16 protein-coding genes are annotated in these 21,247 nt (G+C 71.6%); 10 read left to right on the top strand and 6 right to left on the bottom strand.

What is annotated here, in order from left to right:
- The first annotated feature begins 284 nt into the window (after positions 1-284).
- The 7 genes from DN069_RS07180 to DN069_RS07150 all read left to right on the top strand — a co-directional run bounded on the left by DN069_RS07180 (position 285) and on the right by DN069_RS07150 (position 9,732).
- Positions 285-1,457, top strand: a complete 1,173-nt coding sequence (locus DN069_RS07180; RefSeq protein WP_111500008.1) for an ROK family transcriptional regulator — start codon at positions 285-287, stop codon at positions 1,455-1,457.
- Positions 1,458-1,624: 167 nt separating this feature from the next.
- Positions 1,625-2,731, top strand: a complete 1,107-nt coding sequence (locus tag DN069_RS07175; RefSeq protein WP_111499996.1) for a sugar ABC transporter substrate-binding protein — start codon at positions 1,625-1,627, stop codon at positions 2,729-2,731.
- 155 nt (positions 2,732-2,886) lie between these two features.
- On the top strand, positions 2,887-3,666 hold the full coding sequence (locus DN069_RS07170) for an ATP-binding cassette domain-containing protein (RefSeq protein WP_111499995.1): 780 nt from the start codon (positions 2,887-2,889) through the stop codon (positions 3,664-3,666).
- Positions 3,663-4,928 carry a sugar ABC transporter permease gene (locus DN069_RS07165; RefSeq protein WP_111499994.1) on the top strand — a complete coding sequence of 422 codons (1,266 nt, stop codon included), beginning with the start codon at positions 3,663-3,665 and terminating at the stop codon, positions 4,926-4,928. Before DN069_RS07170 ends, DN069_RS07165 begins: the two co-directional genes overlap by 4 nt.
- A gap of 282 nt (positions 4,929-5,210) precedes the next feature.
- Positions 5,211-7,115 (top strand): 1-deoxy-D-xylulose-5-phosphate synthase, encoded by a 1,905-nt coding sequence (gene dxs / locus DN069_RS07160; protein ID WP_111499993.1) that lies wholly within the window; start codon positions 5,211-5,213, stop codon positions 7,113-7,115.
- 171 nt (positions 7,116-7,286) lie between these two features.
- Positions 7,287-8,669 (top strand): glycosyltransferase family 39 protein, encoded by a 1,383-nt coding sequence (locus DN069_RS07155; protein ID WP_111500007.1) that lies wholly within the window; start codon positions 7,287-7,289, stop codon positions 8,667-8,669.
- A gap of 118 nt (positions 8,670-8,787) precedes the next feature.
- On the top strand, positions 8,788-9,732 hold the full coding sequence (locus DN069_RS07150) for a DsbA family protein (protein ID WP_111499992.1): 945 nt from the start codon (positions 8,788-8,790) through the stop codon (positions 9,730-9,732).
- A 138-nt stretch (positions 9,733-9,870) separates the two neighbouring features.
- Here the strand turns inward: DN069_RS07150 and DN069_RS07145 are convergent, their stop codons facing one another.
- From DN069_RS07145 to DN069_RS07125, 5 genes are all read right to left on the bottom strand, one after another.
- Positions 9,871-12,000, bottom strand: a complete 2,130-nt coding sequence (locus DN069_RS07145) for a 3-hydroxyacyl-CoA dehydrogenase NAD-binding domain-containing protein (protein WP_111499991.1) — start codon at positions 11,998-12,000, stop codon at positions 9,871-9,873.
- Complete coding sequence (locus DN069_RS07140; RefSeq protein WP_111499990.1) at positions 12,000-13,223, bottom strand: thiolase family protein; 1,224 nt, start codon at positions 13,221-13,223, stop codon at positions 12,000-12,002. The genes DN069_RS07145 and DN069_RS07140 overlap by 1 nt, the downstream gene beginning before the upstream one ends.
- A gap of 158 nt (positions 13,224-13,381) precedes the next feature.
- Positions 13,382-14,683 carry an HRDC domain-containing protein gene (locus DN069_RS07135; RefSeq protein ID WP_111499989.1) on the bottom strand — a complete coding sequence of 434 codons (1,302 nt, stop codon included), beginning with the start codon at positions 14,681-14,683 and terminating at the stop codon, positions 13,382-13,384.
- Between the two features lie 205 nt (positions 14,684-14,888).
- On the bottom strand, positions 14,889-15,611 hold the full coding sequence (locus tag DN069_RS07130; protein WP_111499988.1) for a response regulator transcription factor: 723 nt from the start codon (positions 15,609-15,611) through the stop codon (positions 14,889-14,891).
- Positions 15,612-15,882: 271 nt separating this feature from the next.
- Positions 15,883-16,590: a DUF3000 domain-containing protein gene (locus DN069_RS07125; protein WP_111499987.1), complete on the bottom strand. Its 708-nt coding sequence runs from the start codon at positions 16,588-16,590 to the stop codon at positions 15,883-15,885.
- A 142-nt stretch (positions 16,591-16,732) separates the two neighbouring features.
- Here DN069_RS07125 and hemE point away from each other — a divergent pair, with 142 nt between their 5' ends.
- Positions 16,733-17,743, top strand: a complete 1,011-nt coding sequence (hemE, locus tag DN069_RS07120; RefSeq protein WP_243638973.1) for a uroporphyrinogen decarboxylase — start codon at positions 16,733-16,735, stop codon at positions 17,741-17,743.
- A 145-nt stretch (positions 17,744-17,888) separates the two neighbouring features.
- Here the strand turns inward: hemE and DN069_RS07115 are convergent, their stop codons facing one another.
- Positions 17,889-18,776, bottom strand: a complete 888-nt coding sequence (locus DN069_RS07115) for a DUF4349 domain-containing protein (RefSeq protein ID WP_165845403.1) — start codon at positions 18,774-18,776, stop codon at positions 17,889-17,891.
- A 293-nt stretch (positions 18,777-19,069) separates the two neighbouring features.
- Here DN069_RS07115 and hemG point away from each other — a divergent pair, with 293 nt between their 5' ends.
- The gene (hemG, locus tag DN069_RS07110; protein WP_111499984.1) at positions 19,070-20,512 is read left to right on the top strand and encodes a protoporphyrinogen oxidase; all 1,443 of its coding nucleotides are present in this window, start codon (positions 19,070-19,072) and stop codon (positions 20,510-20,512) included.
- A gap of 20 nt (positions 20,513-20,532) precedes the next feature.
- Positions 20,533-21,243 (top strand): hydrogen peroxide-dependent heme synthase, encoded by a 711-nt coding sequence (gene hemQ, locus DN069_RS07105; protein ID WP_111499983.1) that lies wholly within the window; start codon positions 20,533-20,535, stop codon positions 21,241-21,243.
- Positions 21,244-21,247: the final 4 nt, after the last annotated feature.

The raw sequence follows: 21,247 nt of genomic DNA, 5'->3' as shown, positions 1-21,247 counted from the left end.
TCCCGGCCCGTCCTTGCCCCTGACAGCGACCAGGGGCAAGGACGGGCCGGGAGGCCCGTGAAGGCGGCCCCTGAAGGCGGGCCTTGTCTTCGCCCTCGTCCCCGCCGTCCGGCGCAGCGCAGGGGGCTTTTCGCAACGTTTAGGGCACCTCTTCGCCTTCAGCCTTGACATGACTTCACCCCATTGGCTCTGCTTGAAGTTCAGAAGTTGTATTCAAGGCCGAAAACAAGGCCGCGCACAGGTCTCCGCCGCAAGGGCGCGGGGAGGATGGATCGATCATGTCCGTGGAAACGCCGGGTTCACAGTCGTCGCTGCACCGGGCCAATCTGGAGCGGGTGCTCCGGGCGGTCCGCATGGCCGGATCGCTGACCCAGGCCGAGATCGCGCGGAGCACCGGGCTCTCCGCCGCGACGGTCTCCAACATCGTCCGCGAGCTCAGTGAGGCCGGGACGGTGGTGGTGACGCCCACCTCGTCGGGCGGTCGGCGTGCGCGCAGCGTGTCGCTCAGCGCGGACGCGGGCATCGTCGTCGGCGTCGACTTCGGCCACTCCCACCTGCGGGTGGCCATCGGCAACCTCGCCCACCGCGTGCTGGCGGAGGAGAGCGAGCCGATCGACACCGACGCCTCCGCCGACCAGGGCTTCGGGCGCACCGAGCAGCTGGTGGCCCGGCTGCTGGAGCAGACCGGTTTCCCCGCCGAGAAGGTGATCGGCGTCGGGCTGGGCGTCCCGGGGCCGATCGACGTGGAGACCGGCGCGCTCGGCTCGACCGCGATCCTGCCCGGCTGGACCGGCATCGCCCCGGCGAAGGAGCTCTCCCGCCGGCTCGGCATGCCGGTGCGCGTCGACAACGACGCGAACCTCGGCGCGCTGGGCGAGCTGGTCTGGGGCGCCGGCCGCGGGCTGTCGGACCTCGCCTACATCAAGGTCTCCAGCGGCGTCGGCGCCGGCCTGGTGATCGCCGGGCAGATCTACCGCGGCCCGGGCGGCACCGCGGGCGAGATCGGGCACATCACCCTCGACGAGGCCGGTCCGGTCTGCCGCTGCGGCAACCGCGGCTGCCTGGAGACCTTCGTCGGCGCCCGGCACATCCTCGGTCTGCTGCAGCAGAGCCACGGCGCGGACCTGACCATGCCGGGCGTCGTGCAGCTCGCCCAGCGCGGCGACCTCGGCTGCCGCCGCGTGATCGCGGACGTCGGCCGCCAGATCGGCACGGGTGTCGCCAACCTCTGCAACCTCTTGAACCCGCGCCGGGTGATCCTCGGCGGCGACCTGGCCGAGGCCGGCGACCTGGTGCTGGACCCGATAAGGGAGTCGGTGGCGCGTTACGCGATCCCGAGCGCCGCGCGGCAGCTGTCGGTCGTGCCCGGAACGCTGGGCGGACGGGCCGAGGTTCTTGGAGCCTTGGCGTTGGTCATGTCCGAAATGAGCGATTCCAACGCATTGCCCATGGGCTGATGTCCGCATTCCGGGGGCGGGTGGCCGCCCTGCCTTCAGGAAGATAACGAATGGATTCGGATCGCCTGTTCATCGACTTTAATTATTGACGCCAGCCTGGGCTGCGGGGTTGACTCCTCACACCTCGGTCGCAGTGTGGCGACCGCGTCAGGGAGGCACCCCAAACGATGAACAGCACTCTGCGCCGCACGGTCGTGGTGACCACAGCCGTTTCCATCGCGCTCGGCCTGGCCGCTTGTGGCAAGGCCGGCAGCAGCAACGCCAGCTCTTCTTCTTCCTCCACCTCCGCGGCCGGCGGTTCCCAGACCATCGGCCTGCTGCTCCCCGAGAACACCACCACCCGGTACGAGCAGTTCGACAAGCCGCTGTTCGAGGCCAAGGTCAAGGCCCTGGCCCCGAGCGCCACGATCCAGTACGCCAACGCGGGCGGCAGCGCCCAGACGCAGGCGCAGCAGGTCCAGACGATGATCAACGCGGGTGTGAAGGTCCTCGTGGTCGACGCGCAGGACGCCGCCCAGATCAAGTCCTCCGTGCAGGCCGCCCACGACAAGGGCATCAAGGTCGTCGCCTACGACCGTCTGGCCCAGGGCCCGGTCGACGCCTACGTCTCGTTCGACAACGAGAAGGTCGGTGAGCTCCAGGGCCAGGGCCTGCTCAACGCCATGGGCCCCGCCGCCACCCCGTCCGCCAAGGTCGTGGAGATCGACGGCGACTCGGCCGACCCGAACGCCGCCGACTTCAAGAAGGGCTTCACCACCGCCGTCCAGGGCAAGGTGAACATCGCCTACGACGCCTCCGGTCTGTGGAAGCCCGACGTCGCCGCGCAGAAGGCCACCGCCGCGTTCAACCAGCTCGGTGCGAAGAACGTCGCGGGCGTCTACTCCGCCAACGACGGCATGGCCGCCGGTATCGTCACCTCGATGAAGAACGCGGGCGTCACCGCCCCGATCGGTGGCCAGGACGCCCAGCTCGACGCGGTCCAGCGCATCGTGGCCGGCACCCAGGCGTACACCGTCTACAAGGCGTACAAGCCGGAGGCCGAGGCGGCCGCCCAGCTCGCCGTCGACCTGCTGAACGGCCAGTCCATCAGCTCCGTCGCGACGGTCACCAAGACCAGCCTCTCGGGCAACTCGGTCCCGTCCGACCTGCTCACGCCGGTCCTGCTGACCAAGACCAACATCAAGGACACCGTCGTCGCCGACGGCCTGTACCAGGTCAGCCAGATCTGCACCGCGGACTTCGCCGCCGCGTGCAAGGCCGCCGGCCTGCAGTAATCCGGTCCGTCAGCCGTCCGCCCGCGCACGGGATTCCCGTGGGCGGGCGGACGCGGGACAGTCAAGTCATCTTGCTCTACGCACGACCTCGCAGGCGCCCGGACGGCGCGGCATCCCACCCGAGGCACCGGGATGGGAAGAAGGAGTTGGTTCACGTGACAAGCGCGCCCGTACTGGCGTTGCGCGGAGTCTCCAAGCGGTTCGGCGCCGTCCAGGCCCTGACCGACGTCGAGTTGGAGGTCCACGCCGGAGAGGTGGTGGCCCTCGTCGGTGACAACGGCGCCGGCAAGTCCACCCTGGTCAAGACGATCGCCGGGGTGCACCCCATCGACGAAGGCGCGATCGAGTGGGAAGGGCGCGAGGTCCACATCAACCGGCCGCAGGACGCCCAGCACCTCGGCGTCGCGACCGTCTACCAGGACCTCGCCCTGTGTGACAACCTGGACGTCGTCAACAACCTGTTCCTCGGACGGGAGTTGAGGCGTCGTGGGGTCCTCGACGAGGTCGCCATGGAGCAGAAGTCCCGGGAGCTGCTGGACACCCTGTCCATCCGCATCCCCTCGGTCCGCATCCCGATCGCGTCGCTGTCCGGTGGCCAGCGCCAGGTCGTCGCGATCGCCCGCTCGCTGATCGGCGAGCCCAAGGTCGTCATCCTGGACGAGCCGACCGCCGCCCTCGGCGTCGAGCAGACCGCGCAGGTCCTCGACCTGGTCGAGCGGCTGCGCGAGCGCGGCCTCGGCGTCATCCTGATCAGCCACAACATGGCCGACGTCCGCGCCGTCGCGGACACCGTCGCGGTCCTGCGCCTCGGGAAGAACAACGGCACCTTCCCGGTGCAGGAGACCACGCAGGAGACCATCATCGCCGCCATCACCGGCGCCACCGAGAACGCGGTGACCCGGCGCGCGGCGCGCACGGCGGAGGCCGCGAAGTGAGCAACGACACCAAGACCCAGGCCAGCGCGCCGACCTCGGCCGTCGACCCGCGGCTGCTCCAGCGCGAGTCCGGCCTCCAGGGCTACCTCAACGAGTTCAAGCGCAAGATCCGCGGCGGCGACCTCGGCTCGCTGCCGGTCGTCGTCGGACTGCTCGTCATCTGGGCCGTCTTCAGCTTCAACGACAGCAAGTACTTCGCCGCCACCACGGGCACTTTCGTCGCCTACTACATGGTCGGCGTCGGCCTGCTCTCGCTCGGCCTGGTCTTCGTGCTGCTGCTGGGCGAGATCGACCTCTCCGTCGGCGCGGTCAGCGGCCTGGCGGCTGCGTTCTTCGCGGTGCTCTCGGTCAACCACGGGATGAACCCCTGGCTCGCCGTGGTGCTCACGCTGGTCGGCGGCGCGCTGATCGGCGCGCTCCAGGGCTGGATCTTCGCCAAGATCGGCGTGCCCGCCTTCGTGGTCACCCTGGCCGGATTTCTCGGCTGGCAGGGCGTCATGCTCTGGCTGCTCGGTTCCACCGGCACGATCAACCTGCCGGACAGTGGCCTGAACCACTTCCTCTCCGGGAACTCCTTCTTCCTGGGCGGTGACATCTCCGGCGGCTACATCCTGGCCCTGCTGGCGGTCGCCTCGATGGCCGTCAGCAGCCTGCTGGAGCAGCGCCGCCGGCGTTCGGCGGGCGTCCCGTTCCGCCCGACCAGCGAGATCGTGCTGCGCAGCGCCCTGCTCGCGGTCGGCGCCTTCGGTGCCGCCTTCGTGCTGAACCAGGACCGGGGCGTGCCGAACGACCTCGTGCTCTTCCTGGCGCTGCTGATCATCGCCGACTTCGTGCTCCGTCGGACCAGCTACGGCCGCAAGATCTTCGCCGTCGGTGGCAACATCGAGGCCAGCCGTCGTGCCGGTATCTCCGTCTCGGCCATCCGCATCTCGGTCTACGCGATCTCCGGAGCCTTCGCCGCGCTCGGCGGTCTGGCCATCGCGTCGACCACCAGCGCCGCCGGTCAGGCCGGCGCCGACCCGAACAACCTGATGATGGCCATCGCCGCGGCCGTCATCGGCGGCACCAGCCTCTTCGGCGGGCGCGGCCGGGTCTGGTCGGCCCTCCTGGGCATGCTGGTCATCTCGTCCATCCAGGCGGGTCTCTACATGCTCGGACTGAACCTGGACATCCAGTACATGATCATGGGCGTGGTGCTCCTCGCCGCCGTGGTCGTCGACTCCCTGTCCCGCCGTACCCAGAAGTCCTCGGGCCGCGCCTGACGGCGCACCGCCTTCGCCCGAAAGGCTGAGACCTCCGGAGACGGCGTGCGAAACGCCGTCGGCCCTCCGCAACGTGCCCGGTTCTCTTGAGGGGGAGAGCCGGTCACGGGGCTGACGGAACGCAAAATGACCGCCCGGCACCGACACCGCTCCGGTGCCGGGCGGTCGCGCGTCCACGGCAGCCAACTAGACTGAGCGGACTTGGGCGCGTCCACGGCGGCCCGGGTGGGAGAGGGCTCCGGGCGAAGACGCCCTGAGTCGGACGAGATAGAGGAGGAACGGGTGGCCCTGCTGACCCGCATTCGGGGACCGCGCGATCTGGACCGTCTCAGCCCGGGACAGCTGGCCGTGCTGGCCGAGGAGATCCGTGGCTTCCTGGTCGAGGAGGTCTCGAAGACGGGCGGCCACCTGGGGCCGAACCTCGGCGTCGTCGAGCTGACGATCGCCCTGCACCGGGTCTTCGAGTCGCCCGCGGACCGCATCCTCTTCGACACCGGACACCAGTCCTACGTCCACAAGATCCTCACCGGCCGTCAGGACTTCAGCCGGCTGCGCAGCAAGGGCGGCCTCTCCGGCTACCCGTCGCGCGCCGAGTCCGAGCACGACGTCATCGAGAACTCGCACGCCTCCACCGTCCTGGGTTACGCCGACGGACTGGCCAAGGCCAACCAGCAGCTCGGTCACCACGACCGCACCGTCGTCGCCGTCATCGGCGACGGCGCGCTGACCGGCGGCATGGCCTGGGAGGCGCTCAACAACATCGCCGAGGCCAGCGACCGCCCGGTGATCATCGTCGTCAACGACAACGAGCGCTCCTACTCGCCCACCATCGGCGGCCTGGCCAACCACCTCGCCACGCTGCGCACCACCCAGGGCTACGAGCGCTTCCTCTCCTGGGGCAAGGACGCGCTGCAGCGCACCCCCGTCGTCGGCCAGTCCCTCTTCGAGACGCTGCACGGCGCCAAGAAGGGCCTGAAGGACTTCATCGCCCCCCAGGGCATGTTCGAGGACCTGGGCCTGAAGTACGTCGGCCCGATCGACGGCCACGACGTCCAGGCCGTCGAGTCCGCGCTGCGCCGCGCCAAGGGATTCGGCGGGCCGGTCATCGTCCACTGCATCACCCAGAAGGGCCGCGGCTACCGCGCCGCCGAGCAGAACGAGGAGGACCGCTTCCACGCGGTCCCGGTCATCCACCCCGACACCGGCCTCCCGGTGAAGTCCTCGGGCCAGGACTGGACCTCGGTCTTCGGCGAGGAGATGGTCGCCATCGGCCGCGAGCGCGAGGACGTGGTCGGCATCACCGCCGCCATGCTCCACCCGGTCGGCCTGGCGCCCTTCGCCAAGGAGTTCCCGGACCGCATCTACGACGTCGGCATCGCCGAGCAGCACGCGGCGGTGTCGGCGGCCGGTCTCGCGACGGGTGGGCTGCACCCTGTCGTCGCCGTCTACGCGACCTTCCTGAACCGTGCCTTCGACCAGGTGCTGATGGACGTGGCGCTGCACCGGTGCGGCGTGACGTTCGTGCTCGATCGAGCCGGTGTCACCGGGGCTGACGGCGCCTCGCACAACGGCATGTGGGACATGTCGATCCTGCAGGTCGTCCCCGGCCTGCGGCTCGCCGCCCCGCGCGACGCCGACCAGCTGCGCGCGCAGCTGCGCGAGGCCGTCGCGGTCGAGGACGCTCCGACGGTCGTCCGCTACTCCAAGGGCTCGGTCGGCCCCGCGGTCCCGGCCGTCGGCCGGATCGGCGGCATGGACGTGCTGCGCGACGGCGCGGTCGACGGCACCGACGCGGACCTGCTCATCGTCTCCGTCGGTGCCATGGCCCAGACCTGCCTCGACGCGGCCGAGAAGCTCGCCGCCCAGGGCATCGCGACCACGGTGGTCGACCCCCGCTGGGTCAAGCCCGTCGACCCCGAGCTCGCGCCCCTCGCTGCGCGGCACCGCGCGGTCATCACGGTCGAGGACAACGGCCGCGTGGGTGGCGTCGGCGCGACGATCGCGCAGGCGCTGCGCGACGCGGGCGTGGACGTCCCGCTCCGGGATCTGGGCATCCCCCAGGAGTTCCTGGACCACGCCACCCGCGACGAGATCCTCAACCAGATCGGGCTCACGCCCGACGGCGTGGCGGAGAAGGCGGCGGCGCTGGTCGCCAAGGTCTCCCTGGATCCGGCCACGGTGCTCTGACGTCACGGCTGACCTCAGGTGGCACAACCTCAGGGGCGCGGTGAACTGCGCGGGCAATCACCCAGTGCGAATGGCCCTGCTCGATCAGGGACCTACCACTTCGGCTGGGGGCACCCCCGCCCGAAGGGTGGGGGATTGTCGCGCAGTTCCCCGCGCCCCTGGGTTGTGCACATGGCTCTTCTCGCAGCCGTAGCCGTGCTCGTCCACATTCCCTCGTTCGTACGACCCTTCTGGAATCCCGACGAGGGCTACCTCGCCACCGAGGCGAGGATGCTGGCGCACGGGGGCACGCTCTACGTCGACGTCGTGGACCGCAAGCCGCCCCTGCTGCCATGGCTCTACCAGGGCGCGTTCGCGGTCTTCGGCTCGGACTCCCTCTGGCCGCTGCGCGTCCTCGCGATTTTTGCCTGCTTCGTCACCGCGCTGTTCGTGGCGTCCGTCGCCCGGCGGCGGTGGGGCGGGAGCGCGGGCACGGTGGCGGGCCTGTTCACGATCCTGCTGAGCGTCGCCCTCGCGCCCGAGGACACCCAGGCGGCCACCTTCGAAGTCTTCATGCTGCCTGCCACCGCCGCCGCGTTCTGGTGCGCGGACCGTCACCGCTGGACCGGGGCCGGACTGGCCACCGCGCTCGCCGCGATGGTGAAGCAGACCGGGGGAGTGGTGCTGCTCCCCGCGCTCTACCTGCTGTGGCGTCACGATCGCAGCCCCCGTGCGGCAGCGCGCCTGCTGCTCGCGGCCGCCCTCCCCGTCCTCGCGCTCGCGCTGCTGACCGGCCCGAGGAACTTCCTCTTCTGGGTGGTCTCCGGCTCCGGCGACTACACCTCCCTCGACGGCGCCTGGGCGACCGCCCTCGGGCGGGCCGCCGGGAACGCCGGGATCATGCTGGCCGCCCTCGTGCCCGCGGTGATCCTCCTGGCCCGCCGCCTCCGCGTCTCCCTGCGCGAGGACGCAGACCTGTGGATCTGGCTCGGCGGGTCCGCCGTCGGGGTCGCGGTCGGCTTCCATTTCTTCGGGCACTACTACCTCCAGCTCGTGCCGGCGCTTGCGCTCCTCTGCGCCGGGGCCCTGCACCGCGTGGCGGAGCCGCGGTGGGCCCGGCTCGCGCTCGGGTGGGCCGCGGTCGCGGCCGCGGTCTTCGTCACACTGGGCCTGACCGCGTCGACGCAGCCGGTCGGGCGCGTGCAGGCCGTGGCCCGGGCGATCGACGCGCGGTCGACCCCGGACCAGCGGGTGCTGGTGTGGGGCATGCATCCGGAGATCTACTGGCTCGCCGACCGCGCGCCCGCGAGCCGCTATCTGACCGCCGGCCTGCTCACCAACTTCGCCGGCGGCCGGGACGGCAGGGGCGTGAGCGTCCAGAAGGCCGTGGCGGGCTCCTGGACGACCTTCGAGCACGAGATGCTGGCGGCCCCGCCGACGCTCGTCGTGGACGACTCCCAGGGCGCTCCGTACGCCCCGGCGGCCGTGCCACCGATCCGGACGCTGCTGGCCGCCCGCTACGAGCGCGTCGGCACCGCCGGAGGGGCCGTGATCTACCGGTTGCGGGGGCGTTGAGCGGTGATCCAGTTGAAGCCTTCTCACGTTCGCATGAGAGGCTGACCTCCGTCCGCCGACTGAGCAGTAGGCCAGTCGGGATTCACAGCACGGACCGAGTAGTCGAGGACAGGTGGAAGTGGACAGCTCCACGGACAAGAGCCCGCAGCCGGCGGGGGCGCAAGTTCGCAAGACCCCGTGGCGACGCTGGGTCACGGCCGGGGCCGCGATCGTCGCGATCTTCGTGGTCGCGGGCCTGATCGGTTCCGTGGTGCGTGCCCACAAGCAGACGCAGCTGGCCCCGCCCGCCGGTACCACCGGTGAGAGCGCGCTGGCCGTGCCCGAGTGGGGCCACGCGGCGGTCACCCTCACCGTCTACGAGGACATGCGCGACCCGGCGACGCTCTCCTTCGAGAACACCTACGGCGCGACCCTGCGCCAGCTGGTCGCCTCCGGCGCGGCCAACGTCCTCTACCGCGAGACCACCGGTGTCGACACGACCCAGGGCGGCAGCGGCTCGCTGCAGGCCGGGAACGCGCTGGGCTGCGCGCTGGACGCCAAGAAGTTCGCGGACTTCCGCGCGGTCCTGCTGAACCACCAGCCGGCCGAGTCGGACGACGCGTTCGCCTCCAAGGGCCACCTGATCACCCTGGCGAAGAAGGTCAAGGGCCTGGACACCGACGTCTTCCGCGCGTGCGTGGACAACGGCGACCACAAGGTCTGGGTGCAGGACTCCACCAAGCTCTTCTCCGCGGCGAACCTGGGCGCGGTCCCGGTCCTGCAGATGCAGGTCGACGCGACCGACACCAACAGCGCGGGCGCGCAGACGATCCTGTCCTCGACCCAGTCGCTGACCCCGAAGCAGCTGCAGGACCGCGTCCTGGCCGCGGCCGTCGCCGCGACGCCGACCTCGGCCGACCTGCCGTCGATCAGCGTCACCAACGGCGCGACAGCCACGCCGCAGGCGGCGCTCACCCCGAGCACCTCGCCGACCGCGAGCGCGACCCCGTCCGCGAAGGACGGCGCCAAGGACAAGAAGAAGCCCACGGCGACGGTCTCCCCGTCCGCCTCCGCAACGCACTAGCAGGCGCACCCGCACGAAGGCGCGGGGCCGTACCGACCTCCGGATCGGTACGGCCCCGCGCCTTTTGGTGCGCCGACGCCGAAGGGCGGCCCCCCGATCTCTCGGAGAACCGCCCTTCGGCGTTGTTCGGCTACCGCCTCACGCCGGGATGCTCGCGACGCCCTGGGCGAGGAAACGCTTGCCGTTGACCCGCTCGGAGACGCCCTCGCGGTCCAGGTACGGCGTGATGCCGCCCAGGTGGAAGGGCCAGCCCGCGCCGGTGATCAGGCAGAGGTCGATGTCCTGCGCCTCGGCGACGACGCCCTCGTCCAGCATGAGCTGGATCTCCTGCGCCACCGCGCCGAGCGCGCGCTCGCGGACCTGCTCCTCGGTGAGGACTTTGTCGCCGAGCTGGAGCAGCGCCACGACCTCGGGGTCCAGCTCCTGCTGGCCCGACGCCCAGGTGTAGAAGCCGCGCTTGCCGGCCTGGACCACGCGGGCCAGGTTCTCGGAGACGAAGAAGCGCTCCGGGAAGGCGTTGTGCAGGGTCTCCGACACGTGCAGGGCGATGGCCGGACCGACCAGCTCCAGCAGCACGATCGGGGACATCGGCAGACCGAGCGGCTCGACGCCCTTCTCGGCGACGGCGATCGGCGTGCCCTCGTCGATGATCTGCTGGATCTCGCCCATGAAGCGGGTGAGAATCCGGTTCACGACGAACGCCGGGGCGTCCTTGACCAGAACGGCGGTCTTCTTCAGCTTCTTCGCGACACCGAACGCGGTCGCGAGCGACGCGTCGTCCGTCTGCTCACCGCGGACGATCTCCAGCAGCGGCAGGACCGCGACCGGGTTGAAGAAGTGGAAGCCGACGACCCGCTCGGGGTGCTCCAGCTTCGACGCCATCTCGCTGACGGACAGCGAGGAGGTGTTGGTCGCCAGGATGCAGGTGGGCGAGACCACGGCCTCGACCTCGGCGAAGACCTGCTGCTTGACGCCCATCTCCTCGAAGACGGCCTCGATGACGAAGTCCGCGTCGCCGAAGGCGGCGGCCTTGTCGAGCGAGCCGGTGACGAGGCCCTTGAGGCGGTTGGCGTTGTCGCCGTTGACGCGGCCCTTGGCGAGCAGCTTGTCGATCTCGCCGTGGACGTAGCCGACGCCCTTGTCGATGCGCTCCTGGTCGATGTCCGTGAGGACGACCGGCACCTGGAGACGGCGGGCGAAGAGCAGCGCCAGCTGCGAGGCCATCAGACCGGCGCCGACGACGCCGACCTTGGTGACCGGGCGGGCCAGCGCCTTGTCCGGCGCACCGGCCGGGCGCTTGCCGCGCTTCTGCACCAGGTTGAACGAGTAGATGCCGGCGCGCAGCTCGTCACCCATGATCAGGTCGGCCAGCGCCGCGTCCTCGGCGTCGAAGCCGGCCTGCAGGTCGCCGTCCTTGACCTGGGCGATGATGTCCAGCGCCCGGTAGGGGGCGGGAGCCGCGCCGTGGACCTTGCCGTCGACGACGGCGCGGCCCCAGGCCACGGCGTCGTCCCAGGCCTGGCCGCGGTCGATCTCCGGACGCTCGACCGTCACGGCGCCGGTGAGGACCTGGGCGGTCCACAGCAGCGACTGCTCGACGAAGTCGGCCGGCTCGAAGATCGCGTCGGCGATGCCGAGCTCGAAGACCTGCTTGCCCTTGAGCTGCTTGTTCTGGGCCATCGCGTTCTCGATGATGACCTGGACGGCCTTGCCCGCGCCGATCAGGTTCGGCAGCAGGGTGCAGCCACCCCAGCCCGGGACCAGGCCCAGGAAGCACTCCGGCAGCGAGAAGGCCGGCAGGCCCGAGCTGACGGTGCGGTAGGTGCAGTGCAGGCCGACCTCGACGCCGCCGCCCATCGCCGCGCCGTTGTAGAAGGCGAAGGACGGGACGGGCAGGGCCGCGATCCGCTTGAAGACGTCGTGGCCGCCCTTGCCGATGGCCAGCGCGTCGCTGTGCTCCTTGAGCACCTCGACGCCCTTGAGGTCGGCGCCGACCGCGAAGATGAACGGCTTGCCGGTGATGCCGACGGCGACGATCTCGCCGGCCGCGGCCTCGCGCTCGACCTGGTCCAGCGCCTCGTTCAACTTGGCGAGGGAGCCCGGGCCGAAGGTGGTCGGCTTGGTGTGGTCGAAGCCGTTGTCCAGAGTGATCAGCGCGAAGCGGCCGGCACCCAGCGGCAGGTCGAGGTGACGCACGTGAGCGGTCGTCACGACCTCGTCCGGGAACAGCTCGTGAGCCTTGAGCAGCTGCTCGGTGGTGGTGGTCATCACTTGCTCCCGTTACCGTCGAAGTGCGGGTTCTCCCAGATGACCGTCGCGCCCATGCCCATGCCGATGCACATGGAGGTGAGGCCGTAACGGACGTCCGGACGCTGCTCGAAGCGGCGGGCCAGCTGCGTCATCAGACGCACGCCGGAGGAGGCCAGCGGGTGGCCGAAGGCGATCGCGCCGCCGAACGGGTTGACCCGCTCGTCGTCGTCCGCGATGCCGAAGTGGTCCAGCATCGACAGGACCTGGATGGCGAAGGCCTCGTTGATCTCGAACGCGCCGATGTCGTCGATCGTCAGACCGGCCTTGGCCAGCGCCTTCTCGGTCGCCGGAACCGGGCCGATACCCATGACCTCGGGCTCCACGCCGACGAAGGCGTAGGAGACCATGCGCATCTTGACCGGCAGGCCCAGCTCGCGCGCGACGTCCTCGGCGGCGATCAGGGAGGCGGTGGCGCCGTCGTTCAGACCGGCCGCGTTACCGGCGGTGATCCGGCCGTGCGGGCGGAACGGGGTCTTGAGGCCCGTCAGCGACTCCAGCGTGGTGCCCGGGCGCATCGGCTCGTCGGCGGTGGCCAGGCCCCAGCCGGTCTCGCCGCCCGCCGGGTCGGTGCGGCGGATGGCCACCGGCACCAGGTCGGGCTGGATGTTGTTGTCGGCGTAGGCCTTGGCGGCCTTCTCCTGGCTGCGGACGGCGTAGGCGTCGCAGCGCTCCTTGGTCAGGTGCGGGAACCGGTCGTGCAGGTTCTCCGCGGTCATGCCCATGAACAGGGCGGACTCGTCGACCAGCTTCTCGGAGAGGAAGCGGGGGTTCGGGTCGACGCCCTCACCCATTGGGTGACGGCCCATGTGCTCGACGCCGCCGGCGAGGGCGATGTCGTAGGCGCCGAAGGCGATGCCACCGGCCACGGACGTCACGGCGGTCATCGCGCCGGCGCACATGCGGTCGATGGAGTAGCCCGGAACGGACTTGGGCAGGCCCGCCAGCAGCGCCGCCGAGCGGCCCAGGGTCAGGCCCTGGTCGCCGATCTGGGTGGTGGCGGCGATCGCGACCTCGTCCACGAGGGCCGGGTCCAGGTTGGGGTTCCGGCGCATGAGCTCCCGGATCGCCTTGATCACCAGGTCGTCGGCGCGGGTCTCGGCGTAGATGCCCTTGGGGCCGGCCTTGCCGAAGGGGGTGCGGACGCCGTCGACGAAGACGACGTCCCTCGCGGTACGAGGCACTATGGCTCTCCTCCCAAGCGCCCGTTCGCGGCGGGCACGGTGTGGTCACTGGGGAACGGAGGCAGTCGACGGCGACAACGGCTCGCGACTGCACGTCCCGACAGTGATGCTACCCGCCGGTAACCAACGCGCCAAGGAGGGGGAGGATGAGCTCTGGGTCACTCCCGGGCGGAGCCGCTCGGCGAGTCGCCGTTCGGGCTGACCTTCGCGGTCGCGAAGGCGGTGGCGATCACCGGGGAGACCTGCGCCACCTGCCAGGGGCGCGCGCCGAGCAGGGCGAGGGCGTCCGCGACCGAGTCGGCGGTGACGCGGTGCGGCGGCGCCCAGGCGAGACGTCGCACCAGTTCGGGGGTGACCAGGTTCTCCTGCGGCAGGTGCAGGTGCTCCGCCAGCGAGGTCACGGCGGCGCGGGCGCCGGAGAGCCGGGCGGCCGCGAGCGGGTCCTTGTCCGCCCACGCCCGGGGCGGCGGCGGGCCGTCGTGTGCGGCGGTGGCCGGCGGCAGTTGTGCCTCCGGCAGCGCGCGGGCGACGTCGATCGCGGCTATCCACTGTTCCAGCGCGCGTCGGTGCACGCGCGGTCCGAAGCCGGGCACCGCCTGCAACGCGGGCACGTTCGGCGGCATCGCGAGCGCGGCCGCGACGATCGCGGCGTCGGAGAGCACCCGCCCCGGCGAGACGTCGCGCTCGCGCGCCAGCCGGTCCCGCACCTGCCACAGCTCCCGCACCGCCGCCAGCTGGCGGCGCCGACGGATCTTGTGCACGCCGGACGTCCGCCGCCACGGGTCCACCCGCGGGGCGGGCGGGGGAGCGGCGACGATCGCGGCGAACTCCTGCTGCCCCCACTCGAGCTTGCCCTGCTCGCTCAGCTCCTGTTCGAGCGCGTCGCGCAGCTCGACCAGCACCTCCACGTCGAGCGCCGCGTAGCGCAGCCAGGGCTCGGGGAGCGGACGCGTCGACCAGTCGACGGCGGAGTGCCCCTTCTCCAGGCTCAGTCCGAGCACGTTCTCCACCATCGGGCCGAGGCCGACGCGGGGGAAGCCCGCGAGACGCCCGGCGAGCTCGGTGTCGAAGAGGCGCGTGGGTCGCATGCCCAGCTCCGCGAGGCACGGCAGGTCCTGGTTGGCCGCGTGCAGCACCCACTCCGTGTCGGCGAGCACGCTTCCGAGCGCGGACAGGTCCGGGCAGGCGACGGGGTCGATCAACGTGCTGCCGGCGCCTTCGCGCCGCAGCTGCACGAGGTAGGCCCGCTGCCCGTACCGGTACCCCGACGCCCGCTCGGCGTCGATCGCGACGGGCCCGTGCCCCCGCGCGAACCTCCGCACGACCGCGTCGAGCGCGTCGGCATCCGCGATGACGGGCGGAATGCCCTCACTGGGCTCAAGCAGGGGAACCGCGTGGACCTCTTGCCCGGGGGCATCGCTGCTGACTCTGTCGATGGCGTCTTCACGGGCGTCGGTCACGAGCTAAAGACTACGCCCGTAGGAGCTGGATGCTCTTGCTGACGTATGCAGAGAGGGACGTCGCACAACCAGGGGCGCGAGGAACTGCGCGACAGGCCACGCTGTGCGGTTGAGCCCCGATCGAGCAGGGCCATCCGCACGCCGTTGGTTTCTCGCGCAGTTCCCCGCGCCCCTGACGGCGCGCTGAAACGTTCCCTCGGGACCCCTAGTGGATGATCCCCGTGCGTAGAGCGACAGCGACCATGCCCGCGCGGTCACCCGTGCCGAGCTTGCGGGCGATGCGGGCCAGGTGGGACTTGACCGTCAGTGCGGAGAGGCCCATGGCGACGCCGATCGCCTTGTTCGACTGGCCCTCGGCGACGAGCCGCAGCACCTCGACCTCGCGGCCGGAGAGCTCGCGGTACGCCTGGGGCGCCGGCTGGCCCGGCGTCGTCGGCTGCGCGCCCGGCGCGCCAGGGGGGAGTTGCATGCCGGGACGGCGCAGGTGGGACGCGGCCGAGGGGAGGCCGGGACGGAGCGCGGGGACGCCGCCCATGCCGGGACGCTGCGGGACGCCGTTGCCGACACGGGTGCCGGTCACGACGTAGCCCTTCACGCCGCTGGCAAGCGCACTGCGGACCGCGCCGATGTCGTCGGCCGCGGAGAGCGCCAAGCCGTTCGGCCAGCCCGCTGCGCGGGTCTCGGCCAGGATGGCGAGCCCGGAGCCGTCGGGGAGGTGGACGTCGGCGACGCAGATGTCTCGGGGGGTGCCCACACGCGGCCGGGCCTCGGCGAGAGAGGAGGCCTCGATCACGTCGCGCACGCCAAGGGCCCAGAGATGCCGGGTGACCGTGGAGCGAACGCGCGGGTCCGCGATGACCACCATGGCGGTGGGCTTCGTCGGACGGTAGGCGACCATGTTTGCGGGGTGCTCAAGGAGAACGGACACCAGGCCTCCTGTATGAGGTGCCGGGAAGAGGGTCACTGTCTGCTTCGGCACCATCGCTGCCCGGCTTTAGCGAATGATCACGATTGAGTGAGGGGCAAATCGGGCAGTTCGGATATTTTGTTCAGCTTGAGTGAGCCTAAGTCACCCGTAAGTGATCAAAAGCGGTCGACACGCCGAACATGTGACCCAAATGTCCGAAATCGGATACCCCAGCGTACGCCGAAGCTGACGAACCTTCACCTGATGGGACAGGAGAAACCCGCGTCGCAGCTCACACACCGCCGCGCGGCTGGCGGCGCGTCGGCATGGGCACGACGCTGCTCGTCTGGGCCGCGGTGGACGGTGACGGGGCGCCCGGCGCGGGCAGCGGCAGCGGTGACGGGGGCAGACCCGCGCACTGGCACAGCAGCTCGCCCCACGCACGCAGGTGCGTGCCGAGGTCGAGCGAGCCGTCACCGCGCGGAACCGGCGTCCAGGACGCGCGGATCTCGATCTCCGTGCTGGACGGGCGCTCCGCCATCGCGCCGAAGTACTGCGAGTACGCACGCGAGACGGTGCCGCCCGGTTCGACGTAGGCGCAGCCGAACTGCTCCAGCGCGTCCGTCAGCCAGGACCAGCCGACCTCGGCCAGCAGCGGGTCGTCCGCGATCTCGCGCTCCAGATCGGCCTGCGCGAGCGAGACCAGCCGGAACTCGCCCCGCCACGCCTCGTGCCCGGAGGGGTCGTGCAGCAGCACCAGCCGGCCGTCGGCGAGCTCCTCGCCGTCGACCTCGACGGTCGCGGTCAGCGCGTGCGCGTAGGGCGCGAGCCGGCGGGGCGCCGGGGTCTCCCCGAGCGTGATCTCCGGCCGCAGCCGGGTGCCGAGCAGGTCGGCGACGGCGGCACGGAACGCCTCGGGCAGAGCCGGCTCCCCCGACGCCCCGTCACCGAACCCGGAACCGCCCTCGTACCTCGGCTTTCCGCCGCTCACCCCAGCCATGCCGGAAGACTATGCGCCCGGCCCTCCCGCGCAGCGCAGACACCACGGAAGAGGCCCGCTTCGAGCGTGCGAAGATTTCAGGGTGACCCAGAGCGAGAGCGGCCCGATCGGCCAGAGCAGCCCCACGTACGAATCCGCGTTCATGCGCGCCTGCCGTGGGGAGGAGGTTCCGCACACCCCTGTCTGGTTCATGCGCCAGGCGGGTCGTTCGCTGCCGGAGTTCCGCAAGGTGCGCGAGGGCATCGCGATGCTGGACTCCTGCATGATGCCGGAGCTGGTCAAGGAGATCACCCTGCAGCCGGTCCGCCGGCACGGCGTGGACGCGGCGGTCTACTACAGCGACATTGTGGTGCCGCTCAAGGCCATCGGCGTCGACCTCGACATCAAGCCCGGCGTCGGCCCCGTCATCGCCCACCCCGTGCGCACCCGCGAGGACCTCGCGCAGCTGCGCCCGCTGGAGCCCGACGACGTCCCCTATGTCACCGAGGCCATCGGCCTGCTGGTCGCCGAGCTCGGCGCGACCCCGCTGCTCGGCTTCGCCGGCGCGCCGTACACGCTGGCCAGCTACCTCGTCGAGGGCGGCCCGTCGCGCACGTACGAGAACACCAAGGCGATGATGTACGGCGACCCGGAGCTCTGGGCCGAGCTGATCGACCGCCTCGCGGTCATCACGGCGGGCTTCCTGAAGGTCCAGATCGAGGCCGGCGCCTCGGCCGTGCAGCTCTTCGACTCCTGGGCGGGCGGGCTGGCGCCGGACGACTACCGCCGCTCGGTGATGCCGGCCTCGCAGAAGGTCTTCGCGGAGGTCGCCTCCTACGGCGTCCCGCGGATCCACTTCGGCGTGGGCACGGGCGAACTGCTGGGCCTCCTGGGCGAGGCGGGCGCGGACGTGGTCGGCGTCGACTGGCGCGTCCCGCTGGAGGAGGCGTCCCGCCGGGTCGCCCCCGGCAAGGCGCTCCAGGGCAACCTGGACCCGACGGTCCTGTTCGCCCCGGAGTCCGCGGTCCGCGCGAAGACGGACGAGGTCCTCGCCTCGGCGAAGGCCTCCGGCCGCGGCCACGTCTTCAACCTCGGCCACGGCGTCCACCCGACCACGGACCCGGACGCCCTCACCCGTCTCACGGCATACGTGCACGAGCGGACGCAGCGGTAGCCGCCGCTCACGCTCCCGCAGCTGGTTGCACCATCCAGGGGCGCGGGGCGCTGCCGATGTGCGACCATCCCCCGGCCGAAGGCCGGGGGATGGTCGCGCCCACGCGGCGGAGCCGCATCATTGGCAGAGCCTCGCGCCCCCTGTGTCAGTCCTCGTTCGCCTCGTCTTTCCGGTTCCTCCGCAGGTAGCGGTAGAGGGCGTAGCCGAGTACGGCGAGCAGCACCAGGAACGGCAAGCTGGCCGACACCACGACCAGCAGGCCGCGGCCGACCAGGTACAGGCCGTGCCAGCCGGCGGCGAGCGCGTGGCCGGCGGAGCCCCACGCGCCGGAGGGCTTGGGCTTGGGCGCGGGCGGGGCCGCGGTCTGGAAGAACTCAACCGTCACGGTCGACATCGCCACCTGCCCGCGCAGGGACGCCTCCTGGGACTCGAGTGAGTTGAGGTCGGACTCCCGCTGGGTGACCGCCTGTTCCAGGGTGAGCATGTCGTTCAGGGAACCCGCCTGCCGCATCAGTGCGTCGAGCCGGTCCAGGCTCGCCTTCTCGCTGGTGATGCGGGCGTCGAGGTCGACGACCTGCTCGGTGACGTCCTGGCTGGCGCGCTCGCGGGCCAGGACCGTGCCGAGCGTGCCGAGCTGGGTGAAGACCGCGTCGTAGGACGCGGAGGGGATCCGCAGCTGCATGATCGCCGCCTCGCCGGACGCGTCGGGCGGGGGAGCGAGCGGCAGCGCCTGCGACGGGGGTGGCGTCGAGCCGTCGGGGTTCGTGGACGGGGCGGCCACGCCGACGTTCCACGGCATGGAGGCGGCGTCGCCGACCTGCTCGGAGTCGATGTAGCCGCCGACGGCCTGGACCACGGCCTGTGCCTGCTGGACCGCCGCGTCGACGCGCGCCGAGCGCAGCTGGATCTCACCGCTGTAGATGACCGACCGGTCCGCCGCCCCGGCGTTCGGCGTCCCGGACGGCGCGGACGAAGCCGACGGCGCGGGGCTGGGCGCGCTGCCGGCGCTGCCGCCGCGGGGCTGGACGCCCACCCCTGCGCCGCTCCTCGCCTGGCCGCCCGCCGCCGCGCCGTTCGAGCTCCCGCTCGACGCCGAGCAGCCGGTCAGTGCCAGCCCGGCCGCCAGGACTCCTGCGGCAAGGGACGTCCCGAAAAGGCGTCTGTGGCTCCTCTTTCGCATCTGTCTGCTCCCCTCGTCACGTGGTCGCGCATTGGATGCCCGGAGCGGCCCGCGGGTTCCCGACACGGTGTCAACAAGGCGGTAACGAAAGCGTTGAGAACCGGCCGCGGTCGGCGGCCCGAGGACGGTGTGCGAGAGTGAGGGACATGCACAGCACGCCATCCCTCCCGCATGTCCTGGTCGTCGGCGGCGGCATCGCCGGCCTCGCGGCCGCCGCGCGGCTGCGCGGGGTCGTCGACGGGACGGTGCGGGCCCGCGTCACGCTGCTGGAGGCCTCGCCGCGCTTCGGCGGCAAGCTGCTCTCCGGCGAGGTCGGCGGAGTCCGGGTGGATCTGGGCGCGGAGTCGATGCTGGCCCGGCGGCCGGAGGCGACGACCCTCGCCCGCGCCGTCGGCCTGGCCGACGCGCTGCAGCCGCCGAGCACCGCGAAGGCGTCGATCTGGACCCGCGGTGAGCTGCGCCCGCTGCCCACCGGACACCTGATGGGCGTGCCCGGCGACCTCGACGCGCTCGCCGCCTCCGGCGTGCTCTCCGCCGAGGGCCTGGCCCGCGCCGCCGAGGACCTGACGCTGCCGCGCACCGAGGTCGGCGAGGACATCGGCGTCGGGGAGTACGTCGCCGCACGGCTGGGCCACGAGGTCGTGGACCGCCTCGTCGAGCCGCTCCTCGGCGGCGTCTACGCCGGCCACGCCGACGCGATCTCGCTCAGCGCGGCCGTGCCGCAGCTGCTGGCCATCGCGCAGCGTTCGCGTTCCGCGGTCGAGGGCGTGCGGGCGGCGCTGGCCGGTGCCGCGAAGAACCCGAACCCGGCCCCCGTCTTCACCGGCCTCGACGGCGGCATCGGCGCCTTCCCCGGCGCGGTTGCGGAGGCCTGCCGCGCGGCCGGGGCGGAGCTGCGCACCGACACCCCCGTCGCCGCGCTGCGCCGCACCGCGAACGGTTGGGACGTGGTCACCGAGGACGGCGGCACGGTGACCGCCGACGCCGTGGTGCTGGCCGTCCCGGCGCCCGTCGCGGCGCGGCTGCTGGCCGAGCTCGCGCCGGAGGCCGCGGCCGAGCTGGGGGCGATCGAGTACGCGGGCATGGCCCTGGTCACCCTCGCCTACGACCGCGCCGAGCTCGGCCCGCTGCCCGGCAGCGGCTTCCTCGTGCCGCCGGTCGACGGCCGCGCGATCAAGGCGTCCACCTTCTCCAGCAACAAGTGGGGCTGGCTCGACAAGTCCGCCCCCGACCGGTTCCTGCTGCGCACCTCGCTCGGCCGCCAGGGCGAGGAGGCGGTGCTGGACCTGGACGACGACGAGCTGGTCGCGCTGTCGCGCGCGGACCTGCGCGAGGCGGCGGGCATCACCGCCACGCCCTACGCGCAGGCCGTCACGCGCTGGCGGTCCGGTCTGCCGCAGTACCCCGTCGGGCACCCGCAGCGCGTCGCCCGCGTCGAGGCGGCGGTCGCCGCGCTGCCCGGCCTCGCCCTGTGCGGCGCGGCCTACCACGGCGTCGGCATCCCCGCCTGCATCGCCGACGGCTGGCGTGCGGCGACTACGGTGACTGCCGGCGAGGTCTCGCCGGACCTGCTGTCCGGAACCCAGTGAGCAAGGGAGACAATGGCCCCATGAGTGACCAGCACACCGAAAAGTCGAAGCCCAAGGCCCGCGAGCTCAACGACGTCATCCGCTACACCCTGTGGTCCGTCTTCCGGCTCAAGGACGTGCTGCCGGACGACCGCGCCGCGATGGCCACCGAGGTCGAGGAGCTGTTCGCACAGCTCGCCGAGAAGGACGTGACGGTGCGCGGTACCTACGACGTCTCCGGCCTGCGCGCCGACGCCGACCTGATGATCTGGTGGCACTCCGAGAGCAGCGACAACCTGCAGGAGGCCTACAACCTCTTCCGCCGCACCGAGCTGGGCCGCCGCCTGGAGCCGGTGTGGTCGAACATGGCGCTGCACCGTCCGGCGGAGTTCAACAAGTCGCACATCCCCGCGTTCCTGGCGGACGAGACGCCGCGGGGTTACGTGTGCGTCTACCCGTTCGTGCGCTCGTACGACTGGTACCTGCTGGACGACGCGGAGCGTCGGGAGATGCTGTCCGAGCACGGCAAGATGGCGCGCGGCTACCCCGATGTCCGCGCCAACACGGTCGCGTCGTTCGCGCTGGGCGACTACGAGTGGCTGCTCGCCTTCGAGGCGGACGAACTGCACCGCATCGTCGACCTCATGCGCCACCTCCGCGCTTCCCGCGCCCGCCTCCACGTCCGCGAGGAGGTCCCCTTCTACACGGGCCGCCGCCGCGCGATCGCGGACCTGATCACCGGGCTGGCGTAAGGCC

It is taken from the genome of Streptacidiphilus pinicola (genome assembly GCF_003258295.1).
GTDB lineage: Bacteria > Actinomycetota > Actinomycetes > Streptomycetales > Streptomycetaceae > Streptacidiphilus > Streptacidiphilus pinicola.
This window is presented reverse-complemented; position numbering and strand designations above follow the sequence as displayed.